We start from the raw sequence: 14757 nt of genomic DNA, 5'->3' as shown, positions 1-14757 counted from the left end.
TGAAATGCGCGGGCTCGTGCTCAAGTCAACCACGGTTGACTTGAGCAAAGAGCGTCGAGCTCATGCCGAACAGCTTGATGAAGCCCTCAGCCTCCTCCACGCCCCAGTCGGCCGACTGCGCGTAGGTGGCGCCCTTGGCGTTGAGCAGGTGCGGCGACTTCACCGCCACTGCATCGACGCGGCCGCCGCGGGTTTCCAGCACCACTTCACCATTGACCTTGGCCTGCGAGGACTTCAGGAATGCCTCGATGTCGGTCTTCAGCGGGTCGTGGTAGAAGCCTTCGTACACCAGCTCCACCCACTTGCGTGCGACGTCCGGCTTGAAGCGGTTCTGCTGCTTGGTCAGCACGGCATCTTCCAGCGCGCGGTGCGCGGCCAGCAGCGAGACCAGGCCCGGGGCCTCGAACACGATGCGGCCCTTCAGGCCGATCACGGTGTCGCCGGTGTAGACGCCGCGGCCAACGCCGTACGGGGCGAACAGCTTGTTGAGCTGGGCCAGGATCTGGTCGCCCGGCAGCGCCTTGCCGTCCAGTTCGACGGCTTCGCCTTCAACGAACTTCAGGGTCACGGTCAGCGCCTGTTCCGGCCATTCGCTGCGCGGCGAGCACCAGCCACGCGCGCCTTCACCCGGGGCTTCCCAACGGTCGATCTCGCCGCCGGACATGGTCACACCCAGCAGGTTCTCGTTGATGGTGTAGGCCTGCTGCTTGGCGCGCACGCCGAAGCCGCGCTCTTCCAGGTACTTCTGCTCGTAGGCGCGGGTCTGGGTGTGTTCCTTCTGGATCTCGCGGATCGGCGCGATGATCTGGTAGTCGCCCAGTGCCTTCACGGCCAGGTCGAAGCGGACCTGATCGTTGCCCATGCCGGTGCAGCCATGGGCAATGATGTTGGTGCCCAGCTCGGCAGCACGCTTCAGCGCGGCATCGACGATCAGGTAGCGATCCGAGACCAGCAGCGGGTACTGGCCCTGGTAGCCCTCACCGGCCCACACGAACGGCTTGACGAAGCCTTCCCAGATGGCCGGGCCACCGTTGACGGTGACGTGACTGGTCACGCCCAGCTCGGCGGCGCGCTTCTCGATGAAATCACGCTCTTCATCATCCACGCCGCCGGTGTCGGCGAACACGGTGTGCACGTTGTAGCCGCGCTCCTGCAGGTACGGCACGCAGAAGCTGGTATCCAGGCCGCCGGAGAAGGCGAGAACGACGTCTTTGTTGCTCATGGGGATCAGGTCCACTTGGGGGATGGGAATTCGGTAGAGCCGACCGCTGGTCGGCTGAAATGTTGGATGCGCCGCTGCGGGAGCAGCCGACCAACGGTCGGCTCTACCCCTTGTTTGATTCAGCGCCCGGCAACCGCGGCCATGATCGCCTTCTGCACGTGCAGGCGGTTCTCGGCTTCGTTGATGGCGATGCACTGCGGCGAATCCATCACCGCATCGGTGGCCTTCACGTTGCGGCGCAGCGGCAGGCAGTGGCTGAACACACCGTTGTTGGTCAGCGCCATCTTCCGTTCGTCGACGATGAAGTGCTTGAACTGGTCGCGGATCGGCTTTTCCGGTTCCCAGTTGCCGAAGAACGGCAGCGCGCCCCAGCTCTTGGCGTAGACCACGTCGGCGCCGGCGTAGGCGCTGTCGATGTCATGGCTGATCTTCAGCGAGCCACCGCTCTCGGCCACGTTCTGCTCGGCCCAGCCCATGTAGCGGTCGTCGAGGATGTAGTCGGCGGTCGGGCACAGCAGGGTCACGTCCATGCCCATGCGGGTGGCGATGGTCAGCGCCGAATTGGCAACGGCGGTGTTCAGCGGCTTGGGGTGGTAGGTCCAGGTCAGCACGTACTTCTTGCCGCGCAGGTCCTGGGTGCCGAAGTGCTCCTGCAGGGCCATGATGTGGGCCAGCTCCTGGCACGGATGGGTGATGGTCTCCATGTTGATGACCGGCACCGGCGAGTACTTGGCGAAGCTGTTGAGGACGATGTCCTGGCGGTCGTAGGCCCAGTCGATGAACTTGGGGAACGCGCGCACGGCGATGATGTCGCAGTAACGGCCCAGCACCTTGGCCACTTCAGCGATGTGCTCTTCGGTATCGCCGTCCATCACCGTGCCGAGGTTGAACTCGATCGGCCACGCATCCTTGCCCGGCTGCAGCACCACCGCGTGGGCGCCGAGCTGGAACGCGCCCAGTTCGAAGCTGGTGCGGGTGCGCATGGACGGGTTGAAGAACACCAGCGCGATCGACTTGCCCTTGAGCTGGTCGCCGAGCTTGTTGCGCTTGAACAGCGCGGCCTGGGTCAGCAGCGCGTCGAGATCGCTGCGGCTCCAGTCCTGGGTGTTCAGGAAGTGCTTGGGGGACATCATCTTTCCTTGCGTGGCGGCGCCGGGTTCGACGCAGTGGAAGGGAAAAGCAGGAACCAAAGGTGGAGCGAAAAGGTTGCAGTTGCAGCTTTCAGAACGCAGAAACGAAAAAACCCAGCCGGCGGGCTGGGTTTTTTTCGGACGAACAGCAAAAAGCTCCGGTTACCCAGCGAGGATGTGGGGTTCCGGTCGACGCGCACGCGAGGTCATGCCAGACGCCTGTCGGGCTGCGCTGCTGTCGTGCTGGAAGTCGGTGAGCTTCATGGTCAAATATCTTTGCATGCGCCCGGGGCCGGCGCAAGGGGCCGGGGTCGCAGAATCAGGGATTGCTGGCAGTACCCTGCTCGGGGCCGACCCAGGGAGTGATCGACACCCGGATCTTGAGCCGGTTGCCGGGGTCTTCCGGCAGCCGCGAGCGGTACTTGGTGCCCTTGTAGACGTAATCCACGTCGTAGGCGATGGGCCGGCGGAATTCACGCCCCACCGGCACAATGCGGCAGTCGCGGGTCAGCATCGGGCCCGTGTTGGCCGGCGCCGGGGCCGGCGTCTCGGCTCCGGTCTCCTCAACGGCTTCCTCGTCGCTGCGCTTGAACATCGAGCGCACCGAGTCCCAGAAGCGGCTGATCCGGCCCTTGTCCTCGACCGGCTCCTCGCCCGTCACGTTGACCGGGGCCAGGGTCCGGGTCGACACCGGCTCGCAGTGCTCTTCGGTGCGGGTCGCACGCAGGGTCTGGAACACCGGCACGACGTTCAGGACCTGGGCATAGTCGAACTTCACGTTCTCCACGATCACCACCCGGTTGCGGGGCTCGGCCTCCTGCGCCAGCACCACGGCGGGCAGCGCCGACAGGCAGGCCAGGGTCAGCAACGCGGTGGATTTCATTGGCGACGGGAGCAAGGACACGGCAATAGTGTAGGCAGTGGCGAGCGCAAGGGGCTGAACATTACCCGTCCACGCCGCTCCTGCCCACCCCACCCTGGGTGACCCCGGCGTCCACCGGTGGCAACGGGTGCCCCCAAAGGGGGCCGACACGTTCTAAAATCACAGGCTTGTCCCCCAGCCACAGCCCCATGACCCTGCGCCTGCACAACAACCTGACTCGCCAGCTCGAACCGTTCACCCCGCTCGATCCAGCCTGTCCGACCCTGTATGTGTGCGGCCCGACGGTCTACAACTACGTGCACATCGGCAACGCCCGTGGCCCGGTGGTGTTCGGGGTGCTGGCCGACCTGCTGCGACGCCGTTTCGGCGCGCTGCGCTACGCCCGCAACATCACCGACGTGGACGACAAGATCAACACCGCCGCGCGTGAGCAGGGCGTGCCGATCAGCACCATCACCAACAAGTTCGCCGCCGCCTACCGTGAAGACATGGCCGCGCTGGGCGTGGTGCCACCGGACATCGAGCCGGAAGTGACCGCGCACATTCCGCAGATCATCACCATGATCGAGCAGCTGATCGCCAGCAATCATGCTTACGCCGCCGAGGGCCACGTGCTGTTCGCGGTGGCCAGCTTCGACGGCTACGGCAAGCTCTCGCGCCGCGATCCGGACGAAATGCTGGCCGGTGCCCGCGTCGACGTCGCCCCGTACAAGCGTGACCCGGGTGATTTCGTGCTGTGGAAGCCGTCGAGTGACGACCTGCCCGGCTGGGAATCGCCGTGGGGCCGGGGCCGGCCTGGCTGGCACATCGAGTGCTCGGCGATGGCTGCCGCCCACCTGGGCGAGACCATCGACATCCACGCCGGCGGCGTCGACCTGCAGTTCCCGCACCACGAGAACGAGCTGGCGCAGAGCGAATGCGCCCATGGCGGCAAGATCTTCGCCCGTTTCTGGCTGCACAACGGCATGCTCAATTTCGGCGGCGCCAAGATGAGCAAGTCGCTGGGCAACATCGAGCGCGTGCACGATCTGGTCCGCCAACACCCGCCGGAAGCGCTGCGCCTGGCCCTGCTGTCGGCCCACTACCGGCAGCCGCTGGACTGGTCCGATGGCCTGATCGAACAGTCGGTGCGCACCTTGGACCGCCTGTACGGCACTCTGCGCGAGCTGGCATCGGTCGAGGCCACTGCAGTGATTCCGGCCACGGTCGAAGCGACCCTGGACGACGATCTCAACACCCCGCAGGCGCTGGCTGAAGTGGCCCGCATCGCCGCCGATGCGCGTCGTGCCACCGACCCGGCCGAGCAGGCGCGCCTGAAGGGTGAACTGCTCGGCGCCGGCCTGGCACTGGGCCTGCTGCAGGCCGATCCGGCGCAGTGGTTCGGCACCGCGGCCAGCGAAGACGGCGACGATGCCCGCATCCAGGGCCTGATCGATGAGCGTGCCGCTGCCAAGAAGGCGCGCGACTTCGCCCGTTCCGACGCCATCCGCGACCAGCTGGCCGCCGAAGGCATCGTGCTGGAAGACACCCCGCAGGGCGTGCGCTGGTCGCGCAAGCGCGGCTGACCCGCCCTGCCCCGTGGCCGGCACGCCGGCCACGCCCCCACCGTAGAGACTGTTGTGACCGACTCCCCGTTCCCGCTTGAACCCACCGCCGCCGAGGCCCAGACCGCCATCGCCGAGGAATTCGGCTTCTTCGGCGACTGGTCCGAGCGCTACCAGTACCTGATCGACCTTGGCCGCAAGCTGCCGGCCTTCCCGGAAGAGTGGAAGACCGAAGAGCATCGCCTGCTCGGCTGCCAGTCGATGGTCTGGATCGTGCCCGAAGGCAACGCGCAGTCGCTGCGCTTCCACGCCATCAGTGATTCGGCCATCGTCTCCGGACTGATCTTCCTGGCCCTGCGCGTGTACTCCGGGCGCTCGGCGCAGGAGATCCTGGCCACCGAACCGAGCTACATCCAGGACATCGGCCTGGCCCGCCACCTCTCGCCGACCCGCAGCAACGGCGTGGCGGCCATGCTGGCCTTCATCCGCGAGACCGCGCAGGCGCAGCTGCAGCGCGACCCGTCGTGAGCGAACCTGCCACAGCCGAAGACAGCGCGCTGGGCCTGCTGTCCCGGCCCGGATTCGCCAGGCTGCTGGCGTACCGCATCTTCGCGATGCTGTCCTACCAGGTGGTCGCGGTCACCGTCGGCTGGCACATCTACGAAGTCACCCGCAATCCGTTCTCGCTGGGCCTGATCGGCCTGGCCGAGGTCGTGCCGTTCTTCTGCGTGGCGCCGTTTGCCGGTTACCTGGTGGACCATCTGCCGCGCCGCCGGCTCGGCATGGTCGCCTGTTGCGGACTGGTCGCCACCGCACTGGTATTGACCAGCGTGGCCATGGGCTGGCTGCCGATCGACGGCGTGTGGCCGATCTATGCAGCCATCGCGCTGACCGGCATGGTCCGCGCCTTCCTGTCGCCGATCTACAACGCCCTGTTCGCCCGCGTACTGGCCCGTGACCAGTTCGCGCGGGGCGCCGGCCTGGGCGCGGTGGTATTCCAGGCCGGCATGATCGCCGGCCCGGCACTGGGCGGTGTGCTGGTGGGTTTCGGCGGCAAGGGCCTGTCCTACGCGGTGGCCACCGTCTTCGCACTGGTGGCGATGGCCTGCCTGGCCACGCTGAAGGTGGAAGAACCGGTGCATACCGGCCCGGCCGCCCCGATCTTCAAGAGCATCGCTGAAGGCGCGCGCTTCGTGGTCGGCAACCGGATCATGGTCGGGGCGATGGCGCTGGACATGTTCTCGGTGCTGCTGGGCGGCGTGGTGGCGATGCTGCCGGCGTTCCTGCACGAGATCCTGCACCACGGGCCGGAAGGCCTGGGCATCCTGCGCGCAATGCCGGCGCTGGGCTCGGTCTGCGTGGGCCTGTGGCTGGCCCGCCACCCGCTGCACCGCAATGCCGGCCGCGTGCTGCTGTTCGCGGTGGCCGGGTTCGGCCTGTGCGTGATCAGCTTCGGGCTGTCGCAGCACTTCTGGCTGTCGGCGCTGATCCTGCTGTTCTACGGGGCCTTCGATGGCGTCTCGGTGGTGATCCGCTCGACCATCCTGCAGCTGGCCACGCCTGAGGAAATGCGCGGCCGGGTGTCGTCGATCAACGGCATCTTCATCAGTTCGTCCAACGAACTGGGCGCGTTCTATGCCGGCACGATGGCGAAGCTGCTCGGCCTGGTGCCGGCAGTAGTGCTGGGTGGGTTCGCGGTGCTGAGCGTGGCCGGGATCACCGCGTGGAAGAACCCGACGTTGCGGAAACTGAATCTGCGTGATCTGCAGTGACCCCGCGGAGAGCGCGTTCGGCGGCGCCGGGCGTTTGACTGGCCACGTCACTTTCCCTCGATGAATGGGTTTGTCACTTTCTTTGCGCGCGCAAAGAAAGTAACCAAAGAAACGCGCCGCCATCCGCGAGCCGGCGCTGCGCGCCGGTGCCCTGTGCTCCTCGGTGAATCAGGGGGCGGCGCCGAACTCGCTGCGCTCAAACAGCGGCGCCTCTTCGCCCCTGATTCCCCTGCGGTGCTCGGCTCGCTACAAGGCGGACCCAACAGCCGCGAGCGCACGCATGACCGCCCTTGGTAGAGCCAAGCCATGCTTGGCTGCTTTTGCTTTTGCTCTTCCTTGCCCTCTGGCTTCGGCCTGAGCCGAGCATGGGCTCGGCTTTACAGCAACCGCGCACGCAGGAAACCGTCGAGAGCCTGCGGGTGGGTCCGATACCCGGAAGGCGCCGTTCTACCCAGCCAACCACCTCCCAACAAAAAACCCGGCCGAGGCCGGGTTTTTCGCATGACATCACAACGATCGGGAATCAGTCGCCCTGCTGCTTCTGCAGGTGCTCCCAACGCTCCTGGGCGTCGATGGTGCGCTCAGCGGTCAGGCGCGCTTCCAGGCGCTCCAGGCCGATTTCTTCGCCGGTGTCGACGCAGTAACCGTAGTCGCCGGCTTCCAGGCGCTTCAGGGTGCTGTCGATCTTGCCGATCAGCTTGCGGTAGCGGTCGCGGGTACGCAGTTCCAGCGAATTCTCGGTCTCGCGGGTCGCGCGCTCGGCTTCGTCGCCGATGTCACGCACTTCCTCGCGCAGGTTCTCGATGGTCTGCTTGGACTCTTCCACCAGGTCCGCGCGCCAGTTCTGCAGGCGCTGGCGGAAGTATTCCTGCTGCAGCGGGCTCATGTATTCCTCTTCCGAGGACGGCTTGTAGCCAGCCGGCAGGATCGGGCGGCCAGTGGCCTCGTCGGTCTTGTACTCGACCACCTTGTACTTGCTGCGCGGGGCCGGTGCCGCCGAACGGGCGGCGACGGCCACGGCAACCTTGCCGACAGGGCGCGACACGGTCTTCGGGGCGGAATCGGATTTCACGGCGGTTTTGGCAGGCGATTTCGAAACGGGCACGGGATTCTTGGATTGCGGGGCCTTCGAGGCGGCAGGAGCGGCGGCCGGGGCCGGCTTGGAGGCCGGTTGGGCTGCTGCCACTGCCACGGTCTTGGCCGGGACAGGCTTGGCCGGAGCCGGCTTGGCAGCAGGCTTCGGTGCGGACTTCACTACTGGGGCCGGGGTCGGCTTTACGGCCGGCGCGGCAACATTCTTGGCAACCTTCTTTACAGCGGCAGGCGTGGCGACCGGCTTGGCCGCAGCGACCTTCTTTGCCGCCGGTTTTGCGACCGGCTTGGCTGCAGCCTTCTTCACCACCGCCTTCGGCGCTGGCTTGGCTGCTGCCTTCTTCGCTACCGGCTTGGCGGCGGCCTTTTTCACCGGCGCAGCCTTGCTGGCAGCCTTCTTCACCACCGGCGCCTTCTTGCTGGCGGCGGCTGGCTTGGCCTTGGCGGGCGCAGCGGCCTTCTTCGCTACCGGCTTGGTCGCCTTGACCGGCGTTTTCTTTGCGGTGGCCTTCCTGGCCGCCGGTTGCGAGGACGCTGCCTTGGTCGCCGGCTTGCTGGCCGGCTTCCTGGCAACGGGCTTTGCCGCCAACTTCTTCACAACAGGCTTGGCGGTTTTCTTGGCGGCCGTTGCGGCCTTCTTTGCAGTTTTTTTAGCAGCCACGAAACGCTCTTCCTTGGATTCCCCGGGGCCCGGGAAAGCGGGCCTTTATAGCCTACCCGACCCGCAGCAGCAACCTCGGCACCCTGCTCCATTCAGTCCTGGAGTCAAGGCGCCCAAGGGGCAGTCCGACGAACACGGACCGCCTTGCGCGGTACGGAACCTGGCCAGCACCCGAAGGTGCTGGTACCGGTCGCAGGCCATCGGCGACATGCGACCAACGGCCCATCCTGCACAAATGCGGCCTTCATGCCAACTGGCATAAGATGACTGGGTGATCTCGCGCCTGCTCATCGCCCTGCTGCGCTTCTACAAGCGCTTCATCAGCCCCCTGCTGGGGCCACGCTGCCGTTTCGTGCCGAGCTGTTCTGAATACGCGATGGAGGCCATCTCGCGGCACGGCCCGCTGCGCGGCAGCTGGCTGGCTGCGCGCAGGCTGGGCCGCTGCCACCCGTTCCATCCCGGCGGCTTCGACCCCGTGCCCGAGTCCCCCAACGCCCCCTCTTGCCGTTGCACAGGAAAACACTGACATGTCCTCCACTCTCATCACCAACGCCCGCATGGTCAACGAAGGCCGCACCTTCGACGGCGACCTGCGCATCGAGAACGGCCGCATCGCGCAGATCGGCAGCGGGCTGGCGCCGCGCGACGGCGAGCAGGTGGTGGACGCAGCCGGGCGCTGGCTGCTGCCCGGCATGATCGACGACCAGGTGCACTTCCGCGAGCCGGGCCTGACCCACAAGGGCGACATCGCCAGCGAATCGGCCGCGGCCGTGGCCGGTGGCCTGACCAGCTTCATGGACATGCCCAACACCAACCCGCCGACGCTGGATTCGACCATCCTGGAAGCCAAGTACGAGCTCGCGCGCGGCCGCGCCTGGGCCAACTACGGCTTCTACCACGGCGCCAGCAATGACAACCTGGACGCGATCCGTGCGCTGGACCCGAAGAAGGCGCCCGGCGTGAAGGTGTTCATGGGTGCTTCGACCGGCAACATGCTGGTCGACAACCCGGAAACGCTGGACGCGATCTTCCGCGAATGCCCGACCCCGATCATCACGCACTGCGAAGACACGCCGATGATCGATGCCAACCTGAAGGCCTTCCAGGAGAAGTACGGCGACGCGCTGACCCCGGACATGCACCCGGACATCCGCTCGCGCGAGGCCTGCATCAAGTCGACCCGCCTGGCGATGTCGCTGGCGCGCAAGCACGGCACCCGCCTGCACGTGCTGCACATTTCCACAGCCGACGAACTGGCGCTGTTCGAGAAGGGCCCGCTGATCCGCGCCGACGGCAGCCGCAAGCAGATCACCGCCGAAACCTGCGTGCACTTCCTGCACTTCGCGCGCCCGGACTATGCGACCAAGGGCAACCTGATCAAGTGCAACCCAGCGATCAAGGAAGTGTCCGACCGCGAGGCGATCACCGCCGCGCTGGCCGATGACGTGCTGGACGTGCTGGCCACCGACCACGCACCGCACACCTGGGAAGAGAAACAGAAGCCCTACGCGCAGGCGCCGTCGGGCCTGCCGCTGGTGCAGTACGCGCTGGTGGCCGCGCTGGAGCGCGTGCACGAAGGCAAGCTGACCCGCGAGCAGGTGGTGCAGAAGTTCGCCCACGCCCCGGCGCAGCTGTTCGACGTGGAAGAGCGCGGCTTCCTGCGCGAGGGTTACTTCGCCGATCTGGTCCTGGTCGAGGACGTGCCGTTCACGGTCAAGCGCGAGGATGTGCTGTCCAAGTGCGGCTGGTCGCCGTTCGAAGGCACCACCTTCCGTTCGCGCATCGCCTCCACCTGGGTCAACGGCCAGCAGGTGTGGGACGGCAGCAAGCTGGTGGGCGAACCCGCCGGCCAGCGCATGACCTACGACCGCTGATGCGCTCCGCACTTCTGATCGGGGCGCTGCTGGCCGCGCCCCTGTTTTCCTCATCCCCGGCGCAGGCGCAGGATGGCATCGGCAGCCTGATCGACAGCCGCGTGGTGTTCCCGGCCAGCGCGTCGCAGGGCGCGCTGGTGATCGGCAAGGTACCCGCCGGCAGCCGCGTGCAGTACGCCGGCCGCCAGCTGCGGGTGAGCGGCTACGGCAGCGTGGTGTTCGGCATCGGCCGTGACGAGAAGGGCCCGCTGCGCGTGCAGGTGCAGCGCCCCGATGGTGGCAGCGAGACCGCGACCATTGCGGTGACGCCGCGCGACTGGCCGACCGAGCGGGTCAACGGCGTGCCGCCGAAGACGGTCAATCCGCCGTCGGCGATTGCCGAGCGGATCAAGCGCGAACAGGCGCAGGTGACCGCCGCACGCGCCCGCGATGACGACCGCACCGACTTCACCCAGACCTTCATCTGGCCGGTGCAGGGCCGCATCAGCGGCCGCTTCGGCAATGCGCGCGTGTACAACGGGCAGCCCGGCGCCGGTCATTCCGGCATGGATATCGCGGTGCCGACCGGCACGCCGGTGAAAGCACCGGCTGCCGGCATCGTCACCTTCGCCGGCCCGGACCTGTACCTGACCGGCGGCACGCTGCTGCTCGACCACGGTTTCGGGGTCAGCTCCAACTTCCTGCACCTGTCGCGCATCGACGTAAAGGTCGGCGACCGAGTGGAACAGGGCCAGGTGATCGCCGCGGTCGGCGCCACCGGCCGTGCCACCGGCCCGCACCTGCACTGGGGCATGAACTGGTTCGATACCCGTATCGACCCGCTGCTGGTGCTGGAACGCAAATAACGCGCGTAATGCGCTTTGGTGGGTGCCGACCTTGGTCGGCACAATCCCTCAGAGCGTGCGGACCAAGGTCCGCACCCACCAGAAGCAGTCAGCAGGGCCGATCGATCAACCGCGCGCGGCCCACCATACGCGCAGCAGGGTGCGCACCGGCGTGGCTTCGATCGGCTTGCCTGCGGCCTGCGCTGCAACGCGCGCACGCGCCAGACTGGACCACACGCGGCGCGGGCGCGGGCCGGGCACGCGGGTGCCCCACACCTTCAACAGATGCTGCGCCCAGCGCTGTGCGGCATTGCTGGCGTCTTCGTCCAGCAGGCTGCGCGGCACACCGGCCACGCCCGCATCCTGCAGGCGCTGGGCCAGGGTCTGCAGCTGCACCGCACGGCCGGCGCCGGTACGCGGCTTGTCGGCGAACAAGGCCGCCTCCACCGCGGCCACGGCCTCGGCGTAATTCGCCAGCGCGCGCTCGGCACCGGCCGCATCCAGCGCGACCGTGCGCGCTTCAACCAGGTCCGGAAGTGCTTCAGCCAACTGTGCCCACGGCGCACGCACCGGCTCCAGCAGGCGACCCAGCGGATGGCGCGAACGATGTGCGGCCCAGCTGCGCAGCTCCTCGCCCCACCATGCCAGCTTGGCGTCGGCCGGCAACGGGTCGCCGCTGGTGTTGAGCATGTCGTCGAATTCCTGCAGCAGCGCGAACCACGCCACTGCAAGCTCGCGTTGCGATTCGGCCACGAACGGGGCGGCCACCGACCATTCCGGCCAACGGCTGCGCCACTTGTCGAGGAAACTGTCCAGCGCGGTACTGCTCACTACGTGATTCCTTACGGCTGGGCCGGGGCTGCCGGCCGGGTCGGCCACAGACTGGCCAGTTGCAGAAGTTCGGCGTTCTCGACCAGCACGTCAGCCTGCCAGGCCAGCGGGTCGTCGCTGTGCAGGCGGTAGCCCCACAGCGCCGCCACCGACGGCATCGCCGCGGCGCGCGCAGCAATGATGTCGCGCTCGTCGTCGCCCACGTACACGCAGTCTTCGGCGGCAACGGCAATCGCCTGCGCGGCGTGCAGCAGCGGCAGCGGGTGCGGCTTGCGCTCGGCCAGGCTGTCACCGCCAACCAGTACCGCGCAGCGCTGCTGCCAGCCGTGCTGCGGCAGGATCAAGCGCGCCAGGTACTCAGGCTTGTTGGTGACGATGCCCCACACGGTGCCGGCATCATCCAGCGCGGCAAGCATGCCGGCCACGCCATCGAACAGTACCGCGTGCTGGCCGATCAACGCTTCGTAGCGCTGCAGGAACTCCGGAATCAGCGCATCGCGTGCGGCAACATCCAGTTCCGGGAAGGCGGCGCTCACCATTGCACGCGAACCCTTGGAGACCACCGGCCGCAACATTGCCGGATCGATCGGCGCGCGACCGCGCTCGGCCAGCATCGCGTCGCAGGTGGCGACGAAGTCCGGTGCGCTGTCCAGCAGCGTGCCATCCAGGTCGAACAGCACCGCGCGCGGAAAGCGGGCCGCGGTCATGCCGGCTTGACCGCGTAGGCCAGGTAGTTGATGTCGGTACGGCTGCTCAGGCGGGCATGGTTGCGCCACGGCTCGTAGGCCATGCCGCTGACATCCACCAGCTGCATGTCGGCCTCGCGCAGCCAGCGCGCCAGCTCGGCCGGCTTGATGAATTCCTGGTAGTGATGGGTGCCCTTGGGCAGCAGCCGCGCCACGTACTCGGCGCCGACAATCGCCACCGCGAAGGCGGCAGCGGTGCGGTTGATGGTCGACAGGAACAGGTGGCCGCCCGGCTTCAGCAGGCGCTTGCAGGCCTCGATGATCGCGCCCGGGTCCGGCACGTGTTCGAGCATTTCCATGCAGGTGACCACGTCGAAGCTGCCCGGCTGCTCGGCGGCCAGGTCCTCGGCGGCCTGCACCCGGTAGTCGACCTTGGCACCGCTTTCCAGCGCATGCAGGCGCGCGACCTTGACCAGTTCCGGGGCCAGGTCGATGGCGGTCACGTCGGCACCGGCCTGCGCCAGCGCTTCGCTCAACAGGCCGCCACCGCAGCCGATGTCGAGCACGCGTGCGCCGCGCAGCGGCACGCGGTCGGCCACGTACTGCAGGCGTACCGGGTTCAGCGCATGCAGCGGCTTCTGCGGGCCGTCAGCGTCCCACCAGCGGTTGGCCAGCGCGGCGAACTTGTCCAGCTCGGCCTGATCGAAATTGGAGGAAGCGTGGGGGGCAGTCATGAGGGAGTCCTTGCGGCGCCGGGGTTCAGGCGCGGATATGACGGATGCGCTCGCGCCACTGGCGCGCGTTGGCGATGATGCCCGGCAGGTCCATGCCGACCAGCTCGCGCTGCACCAGCTTCGGCTTGCCGGCGATCCAGACGTCGCTGACCTGCTGGCGGCCGGTGGCGTACACCAGCTGCGACAGTACGTTGTGCAGCGGCTGGGTTTCCAGCGCGGACAGGTCGACGCAGACCAGGTCGGCCTGCTTGCCGACTTCGATCGAGCCGATGCGGTCGCCGAAGCCCAGCGCGCGCGCGCCACCCAGCGTGGACGCACGCAACGTGGTCGCCGCGTCCAGTGCAGTGGCATCGTCGGCCACGGCCTTGGCCAGGATCGCCGCGGTGCGGTTCTCGCTGAACATGTCCAGGTCGTTGTTGCTGGCGCAGCCATCGGTACCGATCGCCAGGTTCACGCCGGCACGCTGCAGGGCGCAGGCCGGGCAGAAACCGGAGGCCAGCTTCAGGTTCGATTCCGGGCAATGCACCACGCTGACGCCACGTTCGGCGCACAGGTGGATTTCCGCATCGGTCAGCTGGGTCATGTGCACCGCGATCAGGCGGTCATTGACCAGGCCGAGCCGGTCCAGCCGCGCCAGCGGGCGCTGGCCGTGCAGCTTGATCGAATCGTTGATCTCCTGCGCGGTCTCGTGGGTATGCAGGTGCACCTGCATGTCGAGCTGGTCGGACAGCATCCGCACCCGCTCGAAGTTGGCATCGTTGACCGTGTACGGCGCATGCGGCGCGAACGCGGTGCCGATCAGCGGATCAGTGCGCCACTGGTCGTGCAGTTCACCGGCCTTGGCGAAGTACTCGTCGTCGGTCTTGGCCCAGGCGGTGGGGAAATCGATGATGACCGCGCCGACCAGCGCGCGGAAACCATGCTTCTTGTAGACCGCGGCCTGCACGTCGCCGAAGAAGTAGTTCTCGTTGGCGCAGGTGGTGCCGCCGCGCAGCATCTCGGCGATGGCCAAGGTGGTGCCGTCGGCAACGAATTCGGGGCCGATCACCGCCGCTTCCACCGGCCAGATGTGCTGCTGCAGCCAGGTCATCAGCGGCAGGTCGTCGGCAACGCCGCGCAGCAGGGTCATCGGGTTGTGCGTGTGCGCGTTGACCAGGCCCGGCATCAGCGCAGCCTCGGGGCGGCTCACCACCTGGGTGGCGCGGAACCGTGCGCGCGCCTCGGCACGCGGCAGGATGGCCACGATCTCGCTGCCACGCACGGCAACGGCATGGTCTTCCAGCACCACCGCGTGCGGCTCGATCGGAACGACGTAACCGGCTTCGATGAGCAGGTCGCAGGCTTCGGGGAGGTGCGGGCTATCGCTCATGCGGGCTCACTGGCTGGGGGGCGGCGAGATACTTCTGGGGGACACGCCCCTGAGTCAGGGGCTGCCGCGAAGCGGCGGGGTCTGGGGACCCGTGAAGCGGGGCCCATGATCTGCCGAAGCAGATCATGGGAGCGC

At 67.4% G+C, this 14757-nt stretch carries 14 protein-coding genes; 6 read left to right on the top strand and 8 right to left on the bottom strand.

Annotation, left to right across the window (positions count from 1 at the left end; all coding sequences use genetic code 11):
- Positions 1-25: 25 nt before the first annotated feature.
- The 3 genes from ACXI0D_RS21740 to ACXI0D_RS21730 form a co-directional block, all read right to left on the bottom strand.
- The gene (locus tag ACXI0D_RS21740) at positions 26-1222 is read right to left on the bottom strand and encodes an argininosuccinate synthase (RefSeq protein WP_049442778.1); all 1197 of its coding nucleotides are present in this window, start codon (positions 1220-1222) and stop codon (positions 26-28) included.
- Between the two features lie 119 nt (positions 1223-1341).
- A complete protein-coding gene (locus ACXI0D_RS21735; RefSeq protein ID WP_014037861.1) occupies positions 1342-2352 on the bottom strand; it encodes an N-acetylornithine carbamoyltransferase in 1011 nt (336 codons plus the stop codon).
- Between the two features lie 319 nt (positions 2353-2671).
- Positions 2672-3235, bottom strand: coding sequence for a hypothetical protein (locus ACXI0D_RS21730; RefSeq protein WP_479643154.1), 564 nt, complete (start codon positions 3233-3235; stop codon positions 2672-2674).
- Positions 3236-3423: 188 nt separating this feature from the next.
- Here ACXI0D_RS21730 and cysS point away from each other — a divergent pair, with 188 nt between their 5' ends.
- From cysS to ACXI0D_RS21715, 3 genes are read left to right on the top strand one after another with little or no spacing between them, the layout of a single operon-like run.
- Positions 3424-4800, top strand: a complete 1377-nt coding sequence (cysS, locus tag ACXI0D_RS21725) for a cysteine--tRNA ligase (protein ID WP_049442776.1) — start codon at positions 3424-3426, stop codon at positions 4798-4800.
- 54 nt (positions 4801-4854) lie between these two features.
- A complete protein-coding gene (locus ACXI0D_RS21720) occupies positions 4855-5307 on the top strand; it encodes a SufE family protein (protein WP_010486631.1) in 453 nt (150 codons plus the stop codon).
- Positions 5304-6551 (top strand): MFS transporter, encoded by a 1248-nt coding sequence (locus tag ACXI0D_RS21715; protein WP_101765814.1) that lies wholly within the window; start codon positions 5304-5306, stop codon positions 6549-6551. Before ACXI0D_RS21720 ends, ACXI0D_RS21715 begins: the two co-directional genes overlap by 4 nt.
- 523 nt (positions 6552-7074) lie before the next feature.
- Here ACXI0D_RS21715 and dksA read toward each other — a convergent pair.
- Complete coding sequence (gene dksA, locus ACXI0D_RS21710; RefSeq protein WP_049442774.1) at positions 7075-8304, bottom strand: RNA polymerase-binding protein DksA; 1230 nt, start codon at positions 8302-8304, stop codon at positions 7075-7077.
- A 271-nt stretch (positions 8305-8575) separates the two neighbouring features.
- Between dksA and yidD the strand changes: the two genes are divergently transcribed.
- The 3 genes from yidD to ACXI0D_RS21695 are packed head-to-tail and all read left to right on the top strand — an operon-like array spanning position 8576 to position 11023.
- Positions 8576-8830 carry a membrane protein insertion efficiency factor YidD gene (yidD, locus tag ACXI0D_RS21705; protein WP_005414016.1) on the top strand — a complete coding sequence of 85 codons (255 nt, stop codon included), beginning with the start codon at positions 8576-8578 and terminating at the stop codon, positions 8828-8830.
- A gap of 1 nt (position 8831) precedes the next feature.
- Positions 8832-10178, top strand: coding sequence for a dihydroorotase (locus tag ACXI0D_RS21700; RefSeq protein WP_049442773.1), 1347 nt, complete (start codon positions 8832-8834; stop codon positions 10176-10178).
- A complete protein-coding gene (locus ACXI0D_RS21695; protein WP_182474387.1) occupies positions 10178-11023 on the top strand; it encodes a M23 family metallopeptidase in 846 nt (281 codons plus the stop codon). Before ACXI0D_RS21700 ends, ACXI0D_RS21695 begins: the two co-directional genes overlap by 1 nt.
- Before the next feature lie 105 nt (positions 11024-11128).
- Here ACXI0D_RS21695 and ACXI0D_RS21690 read toward each other — a convergent pair whose 3' ends face one another.
- Genes ACXI0D_RS21690 through ACXI0D_RS21675 form a run of 4 tightly spaced genes read right to left on the bottom strand, consistent with a single transcriptional unit; the run spans position 11129 to position 14622 of the window.
- Entirely contained in the window at positions 11129-11833 is a 705-nt protein-coding gene (locus tag ACXI0D_RS21690; RefSeq protein WP_479643146.1) for a squalene/phytoene synthase family protein, read from the bottom strand.
- A gap of 11 nt (positions 11834-11844) precedes the next feature.
- The gene (locus ACXI0D_RS21685; protein ID WP_014037871.1) at positions 11845-12540 is read right to left on the bottom strand and encodes a phosphoglycolate phosphatase; all 696 of its coding nucleotides are present in this window, start codon (positions 12538-12540) and stop codon (positions 11845-11847) included.
- Positions 12537-13253: a bifunctional 2-polyprenyl-6-hydroxyphenol methylase/3-demethylubiquinol 3-O-methyltransferase UbiG gene (ubiG, locus tag ACXI0D_RS21680; protein ID WP_014037872.1), complete on the bottom strand. Its 717-nt coding sequence runs from the start codon at positions 13251-13253 to the stop codon at positions 12537-12539. Before ubiG ends, ACXI0D_RS21685 begins: the two co-directional genes overlap by 4 nt.
- Before the next feature lie 25 nt (positions 13254-13278).
- Entirely contained in the window at positions 13279-14622 is a 1344-nt protein-coding gene (locus ACXI0D_RS21675) for a TRZ/ATZ family hydrolase (protein WP_014037873.1), read from the bottom strand.
- Positions 14623-14757 lie beyond the last annotated feature (135 nt).

This window comes from Stenotrophomonas sp. C9D9, from assembly GCF_056491205.1.
The sequence above is the reverse complement of the archived record's forward strand: the minus strand, read 5'-3'. Positions and strand labels throughout refer to the sequence as shown.

Excerpts from the sequence above, each read along its gene's own strand:
- ACXI0D_RS21740 (WP_049442778.1), bottom strand. The coding sequence starts at position 1,222 with ATGAGCAACAAAGACGTCGTTCTCGCCTTCTCCGGCGGCCTGGATACC.
- ACXI0D_RS21735 (WP_014037861.1), bottom strand. The coding sequence starts at position 2,352 with ATGTCCCCCAAGCACTTCCTGAACACCCAGGACTGGAGCCGCAGCGAT.
- ACXI0D_RS21730 (WP_479643154.1), bottom strand. The coding sequence starts at position 3,235 with ATGAAATCCACCGCGTTGCTGACCCTGGCCTGCCTGTCGGCGCTGCCC.
- cysS (WP_049442776.1), top strand. The coding sequence starts at position 3,424 with ATGACCCTGCGCCTGCACAACAACCTGACTCGCCAGCTCGAACCGTTC.
- ACXI0D_RS21700 (WP_049442773.1), top strand. The coding sequence starts at position 8,832 with ATGTCCTCCACTCTCATCACCAACGCCCGCATGGTCAACGAAGGCCGC.
- ACXI0D_RS21695 (WP_182474387.1), top strand. The coding sequence starts at position 10,178 with ATGCGCTCCGCACTTCTGATCGGGGCGCTGCTGGCCGCGCCCCTGTTT.
- ACXI0D_RS21685 (WP_014037871.1), bottom strand. The coding sequence starts at position 12,540 with ATGACCGCGGCCCGCTTTCCGCGCGCGGTGCTGTTCGACCTGGATGGC.
- ubiG (WP_014037872.1), bottom strand. The coding sequence starts at position 13,253 with ATGACTGCCCCCCACGCTTCCTCCAATTTCGATCAGGCCGAGCTGGAC.
- ACXI0D_RS21675 (WP_014037873.1), bottom strand. The coding sequence starts at position 14,622 with ATGAGCGATAGCCCGCACCTCCCCGAAGCCTGCGACCTGCTCATCGAA.